At 44.8% G+C, this 19,490-nt stretch carries 15 protein-coding genes and 2 tRNA genes; 13 read left to right on the top strand and 4 right to left on the bottom strand.

The window, feature by feature from the left end; all coding sequences use genetic code 11:
• From QZ076_RS19880 to QZ076_RS19820, 13 genes are all read left to right on the top strand, one after another.
• Positions 1 to 496: IclR family transcriptional regulator (locus QZ076_RS19880; RefSeq protein ID WP_293716612.1), on the top strand; the 496-nt coding region annotated here is incomplete at its 5' end.
• Between the two features lie 6 nt (positions 497 to 502).
• Complete coding sequence (locus QZ076_RS19875; protein ID WP_293716610.1) at positions 503 to 2,278, top strand: YVTN family beta-propeller repeat-containing protein; 1,776 nt, start codon at positions 503 to 505, stop codon at positions 2,276 to 2,278.
• A 12-nt stretch (positions 2,279 to 2,290) separates the two neighbouring features.
• Positions 2,291 to 3,385 (top strand): endoribonuclease L-PSP, encoded by a 1,095-nt coding sequence (locus QZ076_RS19870; protein WP_293716608.1) that lies wholly within the window; start codon positions 2,291 to 2,293, stop codon positions 3,383 to 3,385.
• 67 nt (positions 3,386 to 3,452) lie between these two features.
• A complete protein-coding gene (locus QZ076_RS19865; protein WP_293716606.1) occupies positions 3,453 to 4,190 on the top strand; it encodes a hypothetical protein in 738 nt (245 codons plus the stop codon).
• Between the two features lie 38 nt (positions 4,191 to 4,228).
• Complete coding sequence (locus QZ076_RS19860) at positions 4,229 to 8,239, top strand: SUMF1/EgtB/PvdO family nonheme iron enzyme (RefSeq protein ID WP_293716604.1); 4,011 nt, start codon at positions 4,229 to 4,231, stop codon at positions 8,237 to 8,239.
• Between the two features lie 113 nt (positions 8,240 to 8,352).
• Positions 8,353 to 10,800 carry a cytochrome c biogenesis protein CcsA gene (gene ccsA / locus QZ076_RS19855; protein ID WP_293716602.1) on the top strand — a complete coding sequence of 816 codons (2,448 nt, stop codon included), beginning with the start codon at positions 8,353 to 8,355 and terminating at the stop codon, positions 10,798 to 10,800.
• 74 nt (positions 10,801 to 10,874) lie between these two features.
• Positions 10,875 to 11,195, top strand: a complete 321-nt coding sequence (locus QZ076_RS19850; RefSeq protein WP_293716600.1) for a hypothetical protein — start codon at positions 10,875 to 10,877, stop codon at positions 11,193 to 11,195.
• Between the two features lie 36 nt (positions 11,196 to 11,231).
• The gene (locus QZ076_RS19845) at positions 11,232 to 12,248 is read left to right on the top strand and encodes a dihydroxyacetone kinase subunit DhaK (RefSeq protein WP_293716598.1); all 1,017 of its coding nucleotides are present in this window, start codon (positions 11,232 to 11,234) and stop codon (positions 12,246 to 12,248) included.
• An 8-nt stretch (positions 12,249 to 12,256) separates the two neighbouring features.
• Entirely contained in the window at positions 12,257 to 12,871 is a 615-nt protein-coding gene (locus QZ076_RS19840) for a DAK2 domain-containing protein (RefSeq protein ID WP_293716596.1), read from the top strand.
• Positions 12,872 to 12,907: 36 nt separating this feature from the next.
• Positions 12,908 to 13,780 (top strand): 3-hydroxy-5-phosphonooxypentane-2,4-dione thiolase, encoded by an 873-nt coding sequence (lsrF, locus tag QZ076_RS19835; RefSeq protein WP_293716594.1) that lies wholly within the window; start codon positions 12,908 to 12,910, stop codon positions 13,778 to 13,780.
• Positions 13,781 to 13,862: 82 nt separating this feature from the next.
• Positions 13,863 to 14,750 (top strand): hypothetical protein, encoded by an 888-nt coding sequence (locus QZ076_RS19830; RefSeq protein WP_293716592.1) that lies wholly within the window; start codon positions 13,863 to 13,865, stop codon positions 14,748 to 14,750.
• Between the two features lie 123 nt (positions 14,751 to 14,873).
• Positions 14,874 to 16,820, top strand: a complete 1,947-nt coding sequence (locus tag QZ076_RS19825) for a sodium:solute symporter family protein (protein WP_293716590.1) — start codon at positions 14,874 to 14,876, stop codon at positions 16,818 to 16,820.
• A 36-nt stretch (positions 16,821 to 16,856) separates the two neighbouring features.
• Positions 16,857 to 17,855, top strand: coding sequence for a glycoside hydrolase family 130 protein (locus tag QZ076_RS19820; RefSeq protein ID WP_293716588.1), 999 nt, complete (start codon positions 16,857 to 16,859; stop codon positions 17,853 to 17,855).
• Between the two features lie 164 nt (positions 17,856 to 18,019).
• On the opposite strand, the gene QZ076_RS19815 is transcribed toward QZ076_RS19820, so the two are convergent.
• The 4 genes from QZ076_RS19815 to QZ076_RS19800 all read right to left on the bottom strand — a co-directional run.
• A tRNA-Tyr gene (locus tag QZ076_RS19815) sits at positions 18,020 to 18,102 on the bottom strand.
• Positions 18,103 to 18,147: 45 nt separating this feature from the next.
• Positions 18,148 to 18,221 (bottom strand) — tRNA-Thr (locus QZ076_RS19810).
• A 343-nt stretch (positions 18,222 to 18,564) separates the two neighbouring features.
• A complete protein-coding gene (trxA, locus tag QZ076_RS19805; RefSeq protein WP_028728907.1) occupies positions 18,565 to 18,936 on the bottom strand; it encodes a thioredoxin in 372 nt (123 codons plus the stop codon).
• A 201-nt stretch (positions 18,937 to 19,137) separates the two neighbouring features.
• The coding region (locus QZ076_RS19800) for a Fe-Mn family superoxide dismutase (RefSeq protein ID WP_293716585.1) at positions 19,138 to 19,490 on the bottom strand (353 nt) is incomplete at its 5' end.

The following is a 19,490-nucleotide window of genomic DNA, read 5'->3' as shown; positions in this document are numbered from 1 at the left end:
GCGCGATAAAGTGGGGGAGACTGCCTGTTTTGGTGTACTAGGAAATGAAAAGGGGATTTTTATCGAACAGGCACAGGGACATCATACGTTCCGCTTTGTCCTGTCGCCAGGGAAACCTTTTGAATTACACTGCTCAGCACCGGGGAAAGCTATCATGGCCTATCTGCCGAATACGGTTCGTGACCGTTATTTGTCGTATATGACTTTCGCGAGGTATAATTCCCGAACAATAACTACACGTGAAGCCTATTTGGAGGAACTGGAAAAAGTTCGAAAGGTAGGTTATGCTATGGATAATGAAGAAGAACTAAACGGAGTGATTTGTGTAGGCGCTCCTATTTTCAACTATACAGGTTACCCTTGTGGAGCTATTTGGATATCTGGTCCTAAAGACCGGTTGACAAATGAGATATTCCGTTCGACGGTCGCTAATATTAAGGAGATAGTACAATCTATCTCTGCGGAGTTAGGATATAGTAAGAATACAAAAAAATAACATACCATGAACACACGGAAATACATGTTAAAAAGCTCATTGGTGGCTTGTTTTGTCAGCTGTTGCATCTCATTTGCTTCAGCTGACAACCCACCATTTTTCACCACAGACATTAAGCTGAATGACAAAGGTGAAATGCTTCTGACAGAGAAAGGTTTGAAGCGGGTGGATATTTTCTCTCCTGATGGCAAACAACTTTTACGTTCTTATCCGATGGATGAAACACCTACCGGTATTCTTCTTGATGGTAATAAGGCGTATGTAACTACTTTTGAAAAAACAGGGAAACTACAGATTCTGTTGCTGGAGTCGGGTAGGATAGAGGTTGCCATACCAACTGGTTCGGGGGCTTGTCATCCGATGTTCGGACCGGATAAGAAGACTGTTTATGTTTGCAACCAGTTTGAAAATACGGTTTCGGAGATCGATCCGGTTAATCATAAAGTGCTGCGTACGGTGAAAGTGCTTCGTGAACCGAAGTCTGCTGTATTCAGTAAAGACGGTAAATATATGTATGTGACAAATTTCCTCCCGGCACAGCGGGCCGATCTGGATTATGTTGCAGCTTGTGTTTCCGTTATCGAGATGGATGGTTTTACCAAAGTGAAAGATATTAAACTGGCTAACGGTAGTAATGCATTGCGTGGTATCTGTATTACTCCGGATGGCAAATACATTTATGTTTCCCACAACCTGGGACGTTTTACCGTGCCAACTTCTCAGTTACAGCAAGGTTGGATGAATACCAGTGCATTCAGCGTGATCGATACCGATAAGCAGGAATTTGTAGGCGCCGTGGTGGTCGATGAACCGGAAAGAGGAGCTGCAGGTATCTGGAGTATCGATTGTAATGAAGAGTCTATCTTTATTTCCCATTCGGGGACTCATGAGATAAGCGTGATCGATCATCCGGCGTTGCGCGAAAAGTTCGAGAACTATCCTAATAAGGCGATGTTGGATTACGACCTGAACTTCCTGTATGGTATCCGCGAACGTGTTCCCCTGCAAGGCAACGGTCCTCGTGCGATGGTACTGACAGGTGATAAACTGATTCTTCCTACATATTTTGCCGATATACTAAATGTCGTAGACGTTAATACCCGTGAGGTAACAGCAACCGACCTGAACCCCGGACGTACGGAATCTGATATTAATAAAGGTGAGAAATACTTTAACGATGCTTCCCACTGTTTCCAGAACTGGCAGAGCTGTAACGGCTGTCACCCGGGAGAAGCCCGTACGGATGGTATGAACTGGGACTTGATGAACGACGGTGTGGGTAACTCAAAGAACTGCAAAAGTTTGTTGTTTAGTCATGTGACACCTCCGAATATGATCTCTGGTATCCGTGCTTCTGCCGAAGTTGCAGTGCGTGCCGGTTATAATTTTATCCAGTTCTTCGATATAACAGAAGATGATGCTAAATGTGTGGATGAATATCTAATGTCTCTGCGTCCCGTGCCGAGCCCTTATCTGGTGAATGGCGAATTGTCAGACAAAGCGAAGGAAGGACGTAAAGTTTTTGATAAATTGGGCTGCGGCGACTGCCATAGCGGTCCTTATTATACGGATATGAAAATGCACCGTATCGGAGAAGATATTGAATTCGAAAAGGGTTGGGATACACCTACATTGAGAGAAGTATGGCGTACGGCTCCTTATCTTTTCGACGGACGTGCAGCCACAATGGAAGAAGTATTCGAGGTACATAAACATGGTATCGATAAGAAAGTTTCCAAGAAAGATATTGAAGCCTTAACAGAATATGTTAACTCACTCTAAAAAGAGGAATCGATGAATTATTGTGATAAGATAGAATACAATATTTACACTACTGAAAATGCGGAATTTGGAAAGATGGTCGATAGGTTGCTTGCTCAGCTTCCGCAGAATGAACAAATATTCAGGCTAGCCTTTTTTGGTATGCCGAGTGATAATGAACAGTATGTTTCACGCCGTATATTGCTGCGTGAAAAGGTGCGTAAGTATTATGGGAATCATGAGCCGGTATTGAGCTATGTGTCTCAACCGCCGTTGAACGGAGGACTGATCCTTGAAGCCCATACATATACTCCCGATGCGGGAGATCATATTACGTATAAGCATATCGGAACATTTCCGTATGTTATACTGGAAAATGGCAGTGGCCGTTTTCTGTTTGCCGGAGGTTTCCATGGCGACGTTATAAATTTTGGTATCGAGGTACAATCGAAGGAAGTATTCCAGTTGGTGTCCGACTTGATGCGGAGAGAGGGTTTTCCGATCAACAGCATCATCCGTCAGTGGAATTATATCGAACAGATTACTAAATTCGATGGTGACGACCAGCATTACCAGATATTTAATAACTCCCGTAGTGAGTATTATGCCAAGACGACTTGGGAGAACGGTTATCCTGCTGCGACAGGTATAGGTGCAAACCTGGGTGGTGTACTGGTTGATCTGGATGCTGCCGTGTTCTCGAATCCGGATTGCTTTGCGACTCCGATCGATAATAAGTTGCAGATTGCTGCACATGCTTACTCGGAAGGTGTGTTGGAAGCAGCCCACAGTAAAAAAACAACTCCGAAATTCGAGCGTGCGAAGAGCATGACCTTCGGCGATCGCGAGTTGATCTATATTTCCGGAACCGCAGCTATTCGTGGCGAAGAAAGTTTGGTCGGAGTGGGGTTAGAGCGTCAGCTTCATATCACAATGGAGAATATTGACGAACTGATCGGTGAGGCCAAATTGAAAATGCTTCGGGTATATCTGAAAGACAAATCTTTCTACGAAGAAGCGGAAAGATTATTGAAAGATTATAAACTGGATATCCCTATCTCCTATATGTGGGCAGATGTTTGTCGGGATGAATTATTGATAGAAATCGAGGGAATCGCAGTGTTATAAACTCTCTATTACTTGTAGACCGTTTGACGAAAGAAAGCAAATATTACTAACATAAATTAAAAGCGAAATGAAAAAAGGATTAAGTGTTAAAACAATGGCTGTAGGGCTTTTATTAAGTTCTATGGTGGCATGTACTGGTAACAAAACAAGTGACGCTACTTGTTGCAACGGAGAGGGCGGATGCACTGAACAATGCAAATGCGATAACAATTCTAATAGTAAAAATAAAAAAGAAATGACTTATTCAAAGAAGTACACAAACGCCGACTTCTACAAAGACGGCAAATTTGATCAGGAAGTAGCTATGAAGGCTATGAAAGACATGTTTGAGTTTTATGATGTTCCATTCACTGACCTGATGGCTAAGGACATGTGGGTTACCGACTTCGGTCTGGGTGACTTCGAAAATGTAGGTATGGGTGGTATCTTCTGGACTAACAACCAGGAATATGGATACTTTGCTCACGCTATCTATCTGCTCCCGGGACAAATGATCCCCGAACACGCTCACGTGAAGACTAAATTCCCTGCTAAGCATGAAACATGGATGGTTGAAAAGGGATGGGCTTACAACTTCTCTGAAATTGGAGATGAAACTCCGAATGCTCCTGCTATTCCTGCCGGTCACGGACCGATTAAGAGCAAGAACTTCACTATCCAGAAAGTCGGTGAAGTACTACCTTTGAAGAAACTGGAATCATTCCATTTCTTAATGGCTGGTCCGGAAGGTGCTATCGTTGACGAGTGGGCATGCTATCATGATAACGACGGTCTGCGTTTCACAAATCCGAAGGCTGCTCTGTAATTCCAATTGTAGTTGTTAACACCTTATATTAAAGATACATGAATAAATATTTTTTATTAGTATCACTCTTCTTATCCTCCTCTCTTTTCGCATCGGCTGCACCGAAGCCTAAAAAGGCGGATACCTGGATTGATGCCTCCATCAAAGCCAAGACGGAACTGCGTAATGAGCTTCAGAAGGCCAATATGCCTGTCATTTCCACCTGGAAGAAGCACAAGGAAAAAGCAGAACCGTTTGCGGTTGATTTGAAAGGCGTGGATAAGCTGGTGCTTATTACTGCCGGTGGTCCGGACGGCTCTGATTACGACCAGGCTGTTTGGGGTAATGCCCGCTTGATTGCTGCCGACGGTTCTTCCGTATGGCTGGATGAAGTTCCTTTCGAATATGGTGTGGCTGGCTGGGCCAAACCAAAAATGAATGTGAATGCTTACGACCATGAGATCTTTATTGCTGGCAAAGAATACAAACATGGGGTATTCTGCCATGCAAATGGAACATTGGTTTATCCGATAAAAGGAAAATATGTTCGTTTTGAAGCTGAAGTAGGTATCGACGATACTTCTTCCGGTGGTAGCGTTTATTTCCAGGCATTGAATGTTGTTCCTAAGTTTGTAGGTGACGAACTGATCGCTAAATATCCCGGACAGATCGGTATGTTAGGTGCCATGATGGACGGACTGGATACTTGGTTGATCACTCCCGATGCTTCTATCGAGAAGCAGGCGGTAGAATCGTTGATTACCAAATTGAAAGACGGGTCATACTATAAAAGTGTTATCCAGCAGATCGCTGCCGAAAAGGATGTAAACACACAGATTCGTAAATATCTGGAGTTATTTGAAAAGATTCAGGATGTTTATGCTGTTCAGAACGACCTCGAATGGTTGAACGTAGAAGCAATTAAACTTGCTTTTGCGGATATGAAAAAGCAGAAAGGTTTTGATGCAGCCAAATACGAACCGATGCTGAACGAGTTGGTACAACTCGAACAGAAAGGTTTCAGTGGTATTTACAAAGGCGATGAACAAGCATTGGCTAATGCTCGTAAAGCATTGGCTAACAAAAAGGCTATCCTGTTGGGTAACCCGTTGCTGGATGCCGACAAGATTGTGGCCGTTCGTTATAAATTAGGTTCTACAGCTCGCCAGGCTATGGCTCCGGATCTGGGAACACAGGCTAATAACTGGAGTAACCAGGAGTCTGCCCGCCGTAGCGGTTTCAATGCAGAGATCATCGAACTGAGCGATCTGCGTGGCGACATGCAGATGAAGAGTATCTTCCGCCCCAAGGTAGCGGATGCTTCTATTGCCGACCTGAGAATGCACTGGGATGCAGACCGCGTAATGTTTACTACCCTGATGGGAGAGAATGACAGACGTTGGAATGTATACGAAGTGAAACTGGACGGAACCGGTTGCAAACCGCTGGTTGAAAACGAAGAACCGGATCTGGAATTCTATGATGGTACTTATCTGCCCGACGGACGTATTATAGCCAATTCTAATATAGGTTATCAGGGTGTACCTTGTGTTAGTGGTGATGACCCTGTCGGTAACATGGTTCTTTATACTCCGAAGGATAAGAATTTGCGTCGTTTGACATTCGACCAGGATGCTAACTGGAACCCGGTTGTAATGAACAACGGACGTGTAATGTATACTCGTTGGGAGTACACCGACCTGACTCACTACTATTCCCGTATAGTAATGCACATGAACCCGGACGGAACAGAAAACAAAGCTCTTTATGGTAGCGGCGCTATGTTCCCGAACAGTACATTCGATATTCAGCCGTTGCCCGGACAGGGATCTGCATTTGTAGGAATCATTTCCGGTCACCATGGTGTTGCCCGTTCAGGACGTCTGATCGTATTCGATCCGAGTAAGGGACGTAAGAGCGTTGGTGGTATGGTACAGGAAATTCCTCACCGTAACCGTCCTATCCAGGAGCTGATCAAGGACGAACTGGTAAACGGTGTATGGCCGCAGTTCGTTAAACCGACAGCTTTGAGTGATAAATACTTTCTGGTTGCCGCTAAATTGGATCCGCAGTCATTGTGGGGACTTTATCTGGTGGACGTTTATGACAACGTTACTTGTTTGATGCAGGCAGAAGGTGAAGGTTATATCAGCCCGATCCTGGTGAAGGAAGCAAAAACTCCTCCGTCAATTCCTGACCGTGTGAAACTGGATCAGAAGGAAGCTACTGTATTTATCCAGGATATCTATGAAGGTGAAGGTCTGCGTGGCATTCCTCGCGGAACAGTAAAAGAACTTCGTCTGCATGCTTACGAATATGCTTATGTAAAGACTCGTTCAGACCATAACTGGCATGGTATCCAGAGTGGTTGGGATATCAAACGTATCCTGGGAACTGTTCCTGTTGAAGAAGACGGTTCGGTTATCTTCAAAGTGCCGGCTAACACTCCGATCTCTATCCAGCCAATCGATAAGGATGGTGTAGCTATCCAGTGGATGCGTAGCTGGTTTACAGGTCAGCCGGGTGAAGTAGTATCTTGTATCGGTTGTCACGAAGACCAGAACCAGATACCTATTCCTAAACGTGTCATCGCTTCTCAGAAAGCAGCAACTCCGTTGAAGGCTCCCGAAGGTGGTGTTCGTTCATTCACTTTCGACCTGGAAGTTCAGCCGATCCTCGATCGCGCTTGTATCGCTTGTCACAACGGTGAAGGCAAAGCATTCGACCTGCGTGGTGGTAAGAAAGATAAACTGGGTTATGGTACATCATATCTGAATATCCATCCGTACGTACATCGTCAGGGTGGTGAAGGTGATATGGTTGTTCTCCAGCCGTACGAATATCATCCTAACACAAGCGAGCTGGTTCGTATCCTGAAGAAGGGTCACCACAATGTGAAGCTGACTGACGCAGAATGGTTGAAACTGTATAACTGGATCGACTATAACGCTCCTGATAAAGGTTACTTTGATGCTAACGTACTGGGTAAAGAAATCATTCCTTACCAGGGATTCGATCAGATCCAGCGTCGTAAAGAACTGACCGACAAATATGCTAACGGTATGGGTGTAGACTGGAAGAAAGAAATCGCCGACTACGCCGACTATCTGAAAGCTCAGGGCCCGATCACTCCGGTAATGCCTGAAAAGTCTGCTCCTGTAAAAGAAAAGACAGTGAAGGCAAAAGGTTGGCCGTTCGACAAGGCTGCTATCAAGGATATGCTTGCAAAAGAACAGAGCAACCGCAAAGAGGTTGAAATTGCTCCGGGTGTGAAGATCAATTTCGTTCGTATCCCTGCAGGTGAATTCGTAATGGGTAGTTATCAGGGTGAGTCGGATGCATATCCTACTGCCAAGGTGAAGATCGGTAAAGCATTCTGGATGGGTGAAATGGAAGTAACGAACGAACAGTTCAATGTTATCTATCCGGATCACGATAGCCGTTTCGTCGACCAGTTGTGGAAAGACCACGTGGTACAAGGTTATCCGGCTAACGAACCGAAACAACCGGTTATCCGTGTAAACTATAACGATGCTATGGATTATTGCAAGCAACTGAGCGAAAAGACAGGCTTGAACATTACGCTTCCTACCGAAGCACAATGGGAATGGGCTTGCCGCGCAGGTAGCGACAGTGATTTCTGGTATGGTAATATGAATACAGACTTTGGTAAATTCGAGAACTTGGCCGACAAGACAACTTTGCTGTTCGCAGTAAGTGGAGTAGACCCGAAACCGATGTCACCTAACTCTTATTGGTATAAGTATTATACTTACCTGCCTAAAGAAGAAGGTGTAGACGACGGTCAGTTGATCCAGACAGGCGACAAAGTTTATCAGGCTAACCCGTTCGGTTTGTATAACATGCATGGTAACGTTTCAGAATGGACTCGTTCAGATTATGTTCCTTATCCTTATAATGAAAAGGCTAAGGTCACTTCAGACCATAAAGTGGTTCGTGGTGGTTCATATATCGAACGTCCGAAGTTCTCAACTTCTTATGCACGTAAGGCATACTATCCGTATCAGCGTGTATTTAATGTTGGTTTCCGTGTGATAATCGAAGACTAATCAAGAAGATATGTCCTTGACATAGATAAAATCTATTAGGTGGCCCCGGCGTGGCTGGGGTCACTTAATTGAAAATTATTATCTTTGGCCGACATAACTTAATAAAACAACAAATGAAAGCAACTCTCGAAAGAATACTCTCTTCCTTTGTAACGACAATCGTCCTGTTACTCCTTTATGGTTTTGGTCTGGCAATCGCTACTTTTATAGAAAAGTACCATGGAACGCCGGCAGCCAAAGCAATGGTTTATTATTCCCCGTTATTCTTCCTGTTGCAATTTCTTTTAGTGGTTAATTTCATTGCTGTTCTTATCAAATATCAGTATATCAAACAACGCAGATGGGGACTGCTGATTGTTCATTCCTCCTTTATTATAATCCTTCTGGGCGCGCTAACCTCTTTCCAGTTCGGCGAAGAAGGAATCCTTCATCTCCGTGAAGGCGAAGCAACCGATCAGATAGCAGTCCGCTCGGGCGATCTGACCACTTTCCATACTTTACCTTTCACTGTGGAATTAGAGAAATTTACCTTGACTCGTTATCCCGGCTCTTCGAGTCCGTCATCATATGAAAGCGAAGTTTTGGTTCATGTAGATGGTACGACACGCCGCGAACGGATATACATGAATAATATTTTAGATGTAAAAGGCTACCGCTTCTTCCAGGCTTCATACGATCCGGACGAACATGGTACCATCCTTTCCGTCAACCGCGATGTGGCCGGACGGAATATAACGTATACCGGTTATCTGATGTTGGTAATCGGATTGATTATTTCCCTGATAGGGAAGAACTCCCGCTTTATGAAACTGAGTCGTCGGATGAAAGAGCTACGTGTGGCAACTAAGTCGACGGCGGTCGTGGTGTTACTGGCTTTATCGGTAGCCGTGCAGGCAAAAGGGGAGGCTTCTCCCATGCTGGACGCCGTACAGAAATATATGGTTACTCCGGAACATGCCGCCAAATTCGGCTCGTTACCCATTCAGTCGCATAGTGGGCGAATGATGCCGATCAATACATTCTCTTCGGAGATACTTCGCAAACTGCATAAGGCGGATAAGATTGGCAAGATGAATTCCGACCAGTTCCTGCTGAGTATGCTGGCAATGCCGGATATGTGGATGCGCGTTCCGTTTATCGCCCTATCCAATAAGGAGCTGGCTAATTATTATGACCTGACGGACGGCGAGTGCGCTTACCTCCAGGTATTCGACAATAACGGAAATTACAAGTTACAGGAAAAGCTGGAAGAGGCGTACAACAAGATGCCGGCCGAACGTAATCGTTTCGATAAAGACTTGCTTAAACTGGACGAGCAGATCAATATTTTCCACCAGCTGATCAATCATCAGATGCTAAATCTTTTCCCGAAGGAAGACGATCCCAATCATAAATGGTTTGCTCCGGGCGACGACTTGTCTTCTTTCACCGGTAAAGACTCTTTGTTCGTATCCCGTATCTTGGACTGGTATCTGGCCGAAGTGCAGGATGCCCTGCAAAAAGGTGACTGGTCGAAATCGGATGAAGTGATCGATATGATCACTACTTACCAGCAGGCAAAGAACAAGACATTGGATATCTCTCCGAAAAAGATAGAGGCGGAACTGAAGTATAACAGAATGGATGTATTCCGCTACTGCAAGATCGGTTATCTGATTCTGGGGGGATTAATGCTTGTCCTTTCGTTTATCATGCTTTTCAAACGGGAGAAATGGATGACAGTGTGCTGCTGGATATTAGGTATTGCCGTGTTGGCCGTATTCCTTTTCCACATGTATGGAATGGGTATGCGCTGGTATATTGCCGGGTATGCGCCATGGAGTAATTCTTACGAAACGATGGTGTATGTAGCCTGGGCAACGGTTTTGGCCGGCCTGTTGTTTGTGAGACGCAGTACGGTTACTTTTGCATTGGCCACTTTGTTCGGTGGTATTATCCTGTTTGTTTCAGGCCTGAACTGGATGGATCCGGAGATCAATCCGCTGGTTCCCGTACTGAAATCACCGTGGCTGATGTTTCATGTAGCTGTTATTGTAGCCGCTTACGGTTTCTTCGGTATCAGCTGCCTGATCGGATTGACCAATCTGGTGATGACAAGTATCGCCGGCAAGAAAAATATAGAGTTACTGAGAGCCCGCGTAAAAGAGCTGACCATTGTCAATGAAATGTCGCTGTGGGTCGGACTGGCTTTAATGACAGTCGGAACTTTTCTCGGAGCCGTTTGGGCAAACGAGTCGTGGGGACGTTACTGGGGATGGGACCCGAAAGAAACTTGGGCACTGATCACGATGGTGGTCTATGCCATCGTAACGCATCTTCACCTGGTGAAACGCTGGTACAGCGACTGGTTGTTCAATCTTTGCTCGGTGGTGGCTTTCTCTTCGGTATTGATGACATTCTTCGGAGTGAATTATTTCCTGAGCGGGATGCACTCGTACGGGCAGAACGATAATGTACACGGTATCTTTACTTATTTGTACATAGCCGGTGCTGTTGTTATTGCTCTTGGAGTATTGTCGAGGATCGGTTATAATAAAACGAAGGAGAGCGGAAATGTGTAATCCGTCACCCGATAAAATAGATATAAAAATGAATGAATTATTAATATAAAGTTTAACATTAAATTTTAGTGATCATGAGAACATTTAATCATGTAGGTATCATTACCAACGAAAACCAAGAAGGTGCTATGTTCAACGAAGGTTTGAACGTATGGTTAACCGATTACAGCAAAAGCCCTAACAAGATCGAATTCTTGAAATTTGACGATCCTGCAAAGAGCTGTCTGCCTGATCTGGTTAAATCAAATGGTCATATTGCTTATACGGTTCCTTCACTGGACGAAGCGTTGAAGGATGCGAAAGTCATCTTTGGCCCGGCAGTATGCGACGAACATCTTACTATTGCTTTCATCGAAGAAGAAGGTATTGCAATCGAATTAATGGAAATTAAATAATTTATAAACCTAAACGAAACAAGGAGGAAAAACACCATGGCAGAAATTAAGACTAAATTCATAAATGATCCCGAGCAAGTAACTCCGGAATTACTGGAAGGTTATGTACTGGCTTATCCTGATCAGGTGAAGCTGGTAGCTGAAAATATCGTTGTACGTGCCAATCCGAAAGGGGACGACAAGGTTGCTATCGTTACTTTAGGCGGTTCAGGTCACGAACCGGCATTGAGTGGTTTCGTAGGCGACGGAATGCTGGATTGCTCCGTAGTAGGAGACATTTTCGCTGCTCCGGGTGCACAGCGTTTGTTCCAGGCTTTGCAGTTGATGAAGCGCGAAGCCGGTATCCTGTTGGTTGTATTGAACCACTCGGGTGACGTGATGAGCGCAAACATGGCTTGCCAGTTGGCTGAACGTGTAGGCATCAAAGTAAAACAGATCCTGACTCACGATGATATCAGTGCAGGTATCGGTGCTCCGACTAACGACCGTCGTGGTCTGGCCGGTTGTGTACCTTTGTTCAAGATTCTGGGTGCTGCTGCCGACGAAGGCAAATCATTGGACGAACTGATCGAGATCGGTGAACGTTACAATGCAAAAGCGGCTACTCTGGCTGTGGCTATGCGTTCTTGTACTCATCCGCAGAACAATGCTACGATCACGGATCTTCCCGTTGGTATCATGGAAATCGGTATGGGACAGCATGGTGAAGGTGGCGGCGGTCAGAAACCGTTGGTATCTGCCGATGCAACTGCTGCTGAAATGGTAGATCTATTGTGTCAGCAACTGCAACCGAAAGCCGGCGACAAGATGATGTTGATCATCAACGGTGTAGGTGCAACTACCCATATGGAGTTGAATATCATTTTCCGTAAGGCTTACAAAGAACTGGAAGCCCGTGGTATGGAAGTTGTATTCGGCCGTATCCAGGAAATCCTTACCGTACAGGAACAGGCTGGTTTCCAGATGATCATGGGTATTTTGGATGCAGATCATATTGACTATTTAAAGAACAAGAGTGCAAACGCACCTTATTGGACAACTATCGGTAAATAAACAAAAACATGAAACAATTGACAATCGAGGGCTTCCGTGCTATGCTGAATAACGCCTTAAAGCATATCAAGGCCCGTGAAGACGAATTCTCAAAACTGGATGCGGTAATCGGTGACGGTGATCACGGACAAGCTATCGTAACCGCTTTCTCTGTTGTTGTTAAGGCTTCAGAAAAAGGAACGGAATTCAAATCTATGCTGAACGATATGGGATTTGGCGTGATGCTGGAAACAAGCGGATCGACAAGTACTTTATTAGGAGCATTTTTCCTGGGTATGAGCGACAATGCTGCCGGAACCGAACTGGATGCGGCAGCTGTTAAGAAGATGTTCGCCGGAGGTCTTGCAAACGTGCAGAAACAGACACAGGCTAAGAAGGGTGATAAAACCATGATGGACGCCCTGATCCCGGCAATCGAAGCGATCGAAGCTTCTACATCCGACGATATCAAGGAAGTGATGACAGCAGGTGCTGAAGCAGCTCTTCAGGGTGCTGAACAGACTGTAAACATGAAAGCAAACTTTGGACGTGCCCGTAACTATGGCGAACGCTCGATCGGTTATGCCGATAGCGGTGCTACTTCCTGGAGTTGTATGTTCGCTTCTTTCGCAGAAGCATTATAATTGAGTAATTAACTTTTTAATTTAGAAAATAGAAAAATGGCAGATTTAGATGATTTGAGAGAAGGCAGTAACTTTGGGTTAGGTGTTGACTCTCAAAAACAAAGTTTCCATGTAAAGGGTGCAGAAAACCTTCCCTGGGGTATGAAAGACCGTTTGTCGCGTATCTTCAACCCGAAAACAGGTAAAGCTGTTATGTTGGCCTTCGACCATGGTTTCATTATGGGCCCGACTTCCGGTCTGGAACGTATCGACCTGAATATCGTACCGTTGGTGGAATATGCAGATTGTATCATGTGTACACGCGGTATCCTTCAGTCTACTATTCCGACTACAACAAATAAACCGATCTGTTTGCGTTCGGATGCAGGTACATCTATCCTGACTGAACTCAACGATAACGTTGTGATCGATATCGAAGACGCTATCCGTATGAACGTTTCGGCTATGGCTGTGATGTTGGCTATCGGCGACGAAGCACACGAAGCGAAAACGATCACCAACTTGTTTGCTGCTGTAGATAAAGGTTCTCGTTATGGTATCCCTGTAATGGGTGTGACTGCCGTTGGTAAGCAGATGGCTCGCGACGCTCGTTACTTCGGTCTGGCTTCACGTATCTGTGCTGAAAACGGTGCTAACATCGTGAAGACTTACTATTGCGACGGTTTCGAAAAGGTAGTTGCAGCATGTCCGGTTCCTGTTGTTATTGCAGGCGGTAAGAAATTACCCGAACTGGAAGCATTGGATCTGTGTTACAAAGCTATCAACGACGGTGCAGCCGGTGTTGATATGGGACGTAACGTATTCCAGTCTGAAAATCCGGTTGCTATGATCCAGGCTGTTCACGCAGTGGTTCATCAGGGTTTGACCCCTCAGCAAGGATTTGAATTGTTCCAGGATTTATCAAAATAATCAAACAAGAAACACCGAAGGGGCGGGGCTCTGCTCTGCCCCTCGTTGTATCTGAACATAACATAATACATATTGAATTGCCATGAAAAAAATATTCACATTACTGTGCTCTGCTCTTTTCCTGTTTGCTGCAACATCCTGCCAGCAAAAGGCCCAGAAGTTATTACTGGCTGGTTCCGGTTGGAATAAAATCGTTATCATCGATAAAGATACTAAGCAAATCGAATGGGAACATCCCATACAAAAAGGTTGGGAGTGTAACTCAGCCGTAGCTACTCCGGAAGGAAACATCCTGTTCGCCTATAAAAAAGGAGCGAAGCTGATCACTCGCGACCAAAAAGAATTATGGAACATTCCGGCTCCGGATACTTGCGAAATGCAGACTGCACGTGTGTTGCCTGACGGTAACTACCTGTTGGCCTGGTGTGGACATCCGGCTAAAATCATGGAAGTAAGCCCAAAGGGTGATATCCTTTCGGAAACGGAATATGAAACAGGTATCGAGAACCCGCATGCTCAGTTCCGCCAGGTGAACAAGAATAAGGCAGGCAACTATCTGATGCCTCTTTTCGCTACTTCTGAAGTACGCGAAATCTCTCCGGCCGGCGAACTGGTTAAAACAACCAAGCTGGAAGGTACTCCGTATAGCACCGTGTTGCTGGATAACGGTAACTACATGGTTGCTTGTGGCGACGGACATTCTCTGATGGAAGTAAACCTGGACAAAGGCGAAGTGATCCGTAAGATCGGAGAAAAGGACATCGACGGTGTTTCTTTATTCTTTGTAGCCCAGCTGCTGCCTACATCCAACAACGGTTTGTATATCTGTAACTGGCAAGGACACGATCCCAGTGCAAAGGAATCGAACAATCCGCAGTTGATGGAAATAGACGGTAACAATAAGGTTGTCTGGAGTTTGAATGACAATGATACATTCGGCATGATCTCTTCGATCAGTACAATCGACTAAAAGCAATCGCTTATATTTAAGGAACGCAGATAATATCTGCGTTCCTTATTTGTTTTTGGACATCTCCTTTCGTTTTTTTATTATATTTGCCAAACGTTAAACCTAATAACAAAATTCAATATCATGAAATTGCAACCTATCGACATCTTTATCATCGGACTTTATCTGGTGGCTATGATCGTCATCGGATTAGTTCTGAAGAAAAAAGCGTCGAAAAACATGGACTCCTATTTTTTAGGAGGAAAAACATTACCTTTTTATATGTTAGGCTTGTCTAACGCATCCGGCCAGTTCGATATCTCTGGTACTATGTGGATGGTTACACTAGCCTTTATTTATGGAATTAAAAGTGCCTGGATACCTTGGCTGTGGCCCGTATTCAACCAGATCTTCCTGATGGTCTACCTGTCGGTCTGGCTGCGAAGGTCGAATGTGCTGACCGGGGCGGAATGGATTCAGACACGCTTCGGAAAGAACAAAGGAGCTAATTTGTCCCATACCATCGTCGTGATCTATGCGTTGATCGGTGTGCTGGGTTTCCTGAGCTACGGCTTTATCGGCGTAGGTAAATTCATGGAGATCTTCTTCCCCTGGGATTTCGTTTCCCAGTATGTCCCGTTCAATATTCCGGCCGAATATGTGCCGCATGCTTATGGTATATTCTTTACCGCTATTGCTACTATTTATGTAATGTTGGGCGGTATGCTGAGTATCGTGTGGACGGATGTGGTTCAGTTTGCCATTATGACCGTGGCCGGTGTAACGATTGCCGTTATCGCCATGATGAAGGTGAGCCCGGAAACGATCGCAGCCATTGTGCCTGCCGGTTGGGATAGCCTGGTTCCCGGATGGAACCTCGATCTGAAATGGACTGACATCTTCAGCGATGTAAATACCAAGATAATGAATGACCAGTTCGGCCTGTTCGGGATTTTTATTATGATGATGCTTTTCAAAGGAGTGTTCAATAGTATGGCGGGACCTGCCCCCAACTACGATATGCAGAAGATACTTTCCTGCCGTAACGGTAAGGAAGCAGCCTTGATGAGCGGTTCTGTTCCTGTCATCCTGCTTATCCCACGTTATTTGATGATTATGGGATTTACGATCCTGGCGCTGGCCTTCTTCAAAGATCTGGACTTGACAACAAAGACCGGGGCGATCGACTTCGAATTGATCCTGCCGAATGCCATCAACCAGTTTGTCCCTGTCGGTGTATGTGGATTGCTGCTTGCGGGATTGCTTGCCGCCTTTATGTCTACTTTTGCCTCTACGGCCAATGCGGCGCCTGCTTATATTGTAAATGATATTTACAAAAAATATATCAATCCGAATGCCAGCAACAAGACTATGATCCGTGCCAGTTACATTGTAACCGTAGGAGTAGTGGTGATCAGTGTCGTGATCGGTTTCTTTGTGGAAAGCGTGAACTCGGTGTTGCAATGGATCACTTCGGCCTTGTATGGCGGTTATATCGCAGCCAATTTGCTGAAATGGCATTGGTGGCGTTTCAACGGTAACGGTTATTTCTGGGGAATGATTACCGGTATCCTGGCCGCTATGGTATGCCCGTTTATCTTCGACGGCTATACGATGGTAGACGGACATTTTGTGGAGCGGGTAGGAGAGTATGCCAACAATGCGCCGATGCTGCCGTTGTTCTATTTCCCTGTTCTGCTGGTGGTTTCGCTGATTGGTTGTATCGTGGGTACTTATGCCGCTCCTCCGGTGGAAGACGAAACACTGGAACGTTTCTATATCACCGTACGTCCGTGGGGATTCTGGAAGCCCGTTTATAATAAGGTTGTTGCCAAATATCCGCAGGTGAAGGCAAACAAGAACTTCAAACGCGATATGTTTAATGTGGCTGTCGGTATCATTTGGCAGATGTGTCTTACTATCATCCCGATGTATATCGTTATCCGTGAGGGTATGCCGCTGGTTACAAGCGTCCTGATCCTGGTTATCACTACATTGGTTCTGAAAAAGAACTGGTATGACAAGATGAGTAAAGAGGAAGTGGAGTATAATGCGTTGATGAAAGAGTTGAAATTGGATGAAAAGAAGTAATTTTGCATTGTCATTAATAAAACAAATCGATAAGAAATGGATAAACTGAAAATTATAGGCGAACCGCTGCCTGATATGCCTTGGGAAGATCGCCCGGCTGATTGTAAGGATGTGATCTGGAGATATTCGCAGAATCCCGTAATTCCGCGTGATATTCTTCCTACCTCCAACAGTGTATTCAATAGTGCCGTAGTCCCGTTCAAGGGAGGTTATGCCGGTGTGTTCCGTTGCGACGATACGAATCGTCGTATGCGTCTGCATGTCGGTTTCAGTGCGGATGCTATCCACTGGAATATATCGGAAACAAAGCTCGAATTTGAGTGTGACGACAAAGAGATAGGGGAGTTCGTTTATGCTTACGACCCGCGTGTCTGCTTTATCGAAGATCGTTATTATGTTACTTGGTGTAACGGCTATCATGGCCCGACGATCGGAGTAGCTTATACATTCGATTTCGAAACATTCCACCAGTTGGAAAATGCATATCTGCCTTTCAACCGTAACGGTGTGATGTTCCCTCGTAAGATCAACGGTAACTTTGCCATGTTGAGTCGTCCGAGCGACAACGGTCATACTCCGTTCGGTGATATCTTCTACAGCGAATCGCCTGATATGTGTTTCTGGGGAAAGCATCGTCATGTAATGGCTCCGGCAGCGTTCGAGGATAGTGCCTGGCAGTGCATGAAGATCGGTGCAGGCCCTATTCCTATCGAGACGTCGGAAGGCTGGTTGCTGATCTATCATGGCGTATTGCGTTCCTGCAATGGTTATGTATATAGTTTCGGTTCTGCATTGCTGGATCTGGATGAACCCTGGAAGGTGAAATACCGTTCGGGACCATACCTGTTGTCTCCGCAGAAGGATTATGAATGCATGGGGGATGTTCCTAACGTAGTATTCCCGTGTGCCGCTTTGCATGATCCGGAGTCAGACCGTATCGCTATTTATTACGGATGTGCAGATACTGTAACTGGGCTCGCCTTCGGTCGTATCAGTGAAATTATTGAATTTACAAAGAATACATCTATTGTATAATTCATTTCGGTATAACTGAAATAAGAATTACTTTTCAGATAAAGGATTTCCAAAGTACATTTCTTTGACTTTGGAAATCCTTCTTTTTTTGTCTGGGAAATAATCTTGTCTACATAATGTACCAAAACAAAAAAACTCAGAAAAATAAATTTCTGAGGTCTCTGTGGGCAGTGATGGATTCGAACCACCGAAGTCGAAAGACAGCTGAGTTACAGTCAGCCCCATTTGGCCACTCTGGTAACTGCCCAGTACAAAACTTTCGTTTTTATAGGAAAATCTCTCTTTTCCTTTGAGCCTCTTGTCGGATTCGAACCAACGACCCCGAGATTACAAATCACGTGCTCTGGCCAACTGAGCTAAAGAGGCATTCAGTATTTCTGTTTTGCGAGTGCAAAGGTAGTGATTATTTTAAATCGTGCAATAGGCAAGTGCGTTTTTTTATATGTTTTTTCTCGGTACTCCCTTTGGGTGCAAGCTATATATCTGATTGCTAATGATAAAGAATGTGTGATTTTTTCATTAAAATAGTAAGAATAAAAATAAATTCTTATTTTGGCAATTGAAATCTGAATAAAAACTGTTTGGTGGCTATCCCAGACTTTACCCGTGGTGTATGGCACGATTATAAACTCGTTGACATAAAAACTCCTGAAAGTTAGCCGGTTTACACAAGCCTGTACTTTCAGGAGTTTATCTTGAACGCGTATGTTTACTTTTCTTCTTTCTTCAAAAGCACTTCTTCGATAGCCTTTTTGAAATCAGCCTTGCTCATGGCACCTCTTGCCATCTGCGGTTGTTCACCCATCGGACAGAACAACAGGGAAGGTATGCTCCGGATACCGAAAGAGGCAGCCAGTTCTTCTTCCTTCTCCGTATCTACCTTGTAGATATCGATCTTTCCGGCATATTCGTCGGCCAGCTCTTCCAGGATAGGAGCGATCATTTTACAAGGACCGCACCAGGTAGCGAAGAAGTCTACGATACAAGGCTTATCACCTTCGTACACCCATTTGTCGGGGCTTGCTTCGTAGTTGGCTACTTTACTCAGAAATTCCTGCTTTGTTAACTCATTAATTTTCATAATTGTAACTCCTCGTTATTTAGTTATTACTCTTGCTTCTGTTTACATAACAAAGTTACAACCCTTTATTCCTGTAACAATTGGCTGTTTTTCCTTAATAATTGACATTATTACCTCTTGTAGCGGTATGCAAATAAAAAAACCGTTCGGAGAACTTGCTCCGGACGGCCTTATCTAGTTTACTTTACACTACTATTAATATTAATATCTTTTGCCAACGGCATCCCAATCAACGATCTTCCATAAGGCAGCCAGATGATCGGGACGGCGATTCTGGTAATCCAGGTAGTAAGCATGTTCCCATACGTCGAATCCCAGAATTGGAGTCAGCCCTTTAGCAACAGGGTTGCTACCGTTAGCTTCTTTGGTAATTGAAAGTTTGCCGTCTTTATCTTTTGCCAGCCAAACCCATCCTGAACCGAACAAGCCGGCACCTGCCGTGTTGAATTCTTTCTGGAAGTTTTCGAACGAACCCCAGGTCTTGTCGATAGCTTCAGCTAACTTGCCTGACGGTTTGCCGCCTCCCTTGGGTGAGAACTGTGTGAAATACAAAT

The organism is uncultured Parabacteroides sp., from assembly GCF_905196875.1.
Classification (GTDB): Bacteria; Bacteroidota; Bacteroidia; order Bacteroidales; family Tannerellaceae; genus Parabacteroides.
Note: the sequence above shows the minus strand (reverse complement) of the source record. Positions and strands in the feature narration are given on the sequence as shown.

Bases quoted from the DNA above. Each gene is read 5' to 3' on its own strand.
- QZ076_RS19845 (WP_293716598.1), top strand. From the start codon at position 11,232: ATGGCAGAAATTAAGACTAAATTCATAAATGATCCCGAGCAAGTAACT.
- QZ076_RS19870 (WP_293716608.1), top strand. From the start codon at position 2,291: ATGAATTATTGTGATAAGATAGAATACAATATTTACACTACTGAAAAT.
- QZ076_RS19820 (WP_293716588.1), top strand. From the start codon at position 16,857: ATGGATAAACTGAAAATTATAGGCGAACCGCTGCCTGATATGCCTTGG.
- QZ076_RS19830 (WP_293716592.1), top strand. From the start codon at position 13,863: ATGAAAAAAATATTCACATTACTGTGCTCTGCTCTTTTCCTGTTTGCT.
- QZ076_RS19860 (WP_293716604.1), top strand. From the start codon at position 4,229: ATGAATAAATATTTTTTATTAGTATCACTCTTCTTATCCTCCTCTCTT.
- QZ076_RS19825 (WP_293716590.1), top strand. From the start codon at position 14,874: ATGAAATTGCAACCTATCGACATCTTTATCATCGGACTTTATCTGGTG.
- lsrF (WP_293716594.1), top strand. From the start codon at position 12,908: ATGGCAGATTTAGATGATTTGAGAGAAGGCAGTAACTTTGGGTTAGGT.
- QZ076_RS19875 (WP_293716610.1), top strand. From the start codon at position 503: ATGAACACACGGAAATACATGTTAAAAAGCTCATTGGTGGCTTGTTTT.
- QZ076_RS19865 (WP_293716606.1), top strand. From the start codon at position 3,453: ATGAAAAAAGGATTAAGTGTTAAAACAATGGCTGTAGGGCTTTTATTA.
- QZ076_RS19840 (WP_293716596.1), top strand. From the start codon at position 12,257: ATGAAACAATTGACAATCGAGGGCTTCCGTGCTATGCTGAATAACGCC.
- trxA (WP_028728907.1), bottom strand. From the start codon at position 18,936: ATGAAAATTAATGAGTTAACAAAGCAGGAATTTCTGAGTAAAGTAGCC.
- ccsA (WP_293716602.1), top strand. From the start codon at position 8,353: ATGAAAGCAACTCTCGAAAGAATACTCTCTTCCTTTGTAACGACAATC.
- QZ076_RS19850 (WP_293716600.1), top strand. From the start codon at position 10,875: ATGAGAACATTTAATCATGTAGGTATCATTACCAACGAAAACCAAGAA.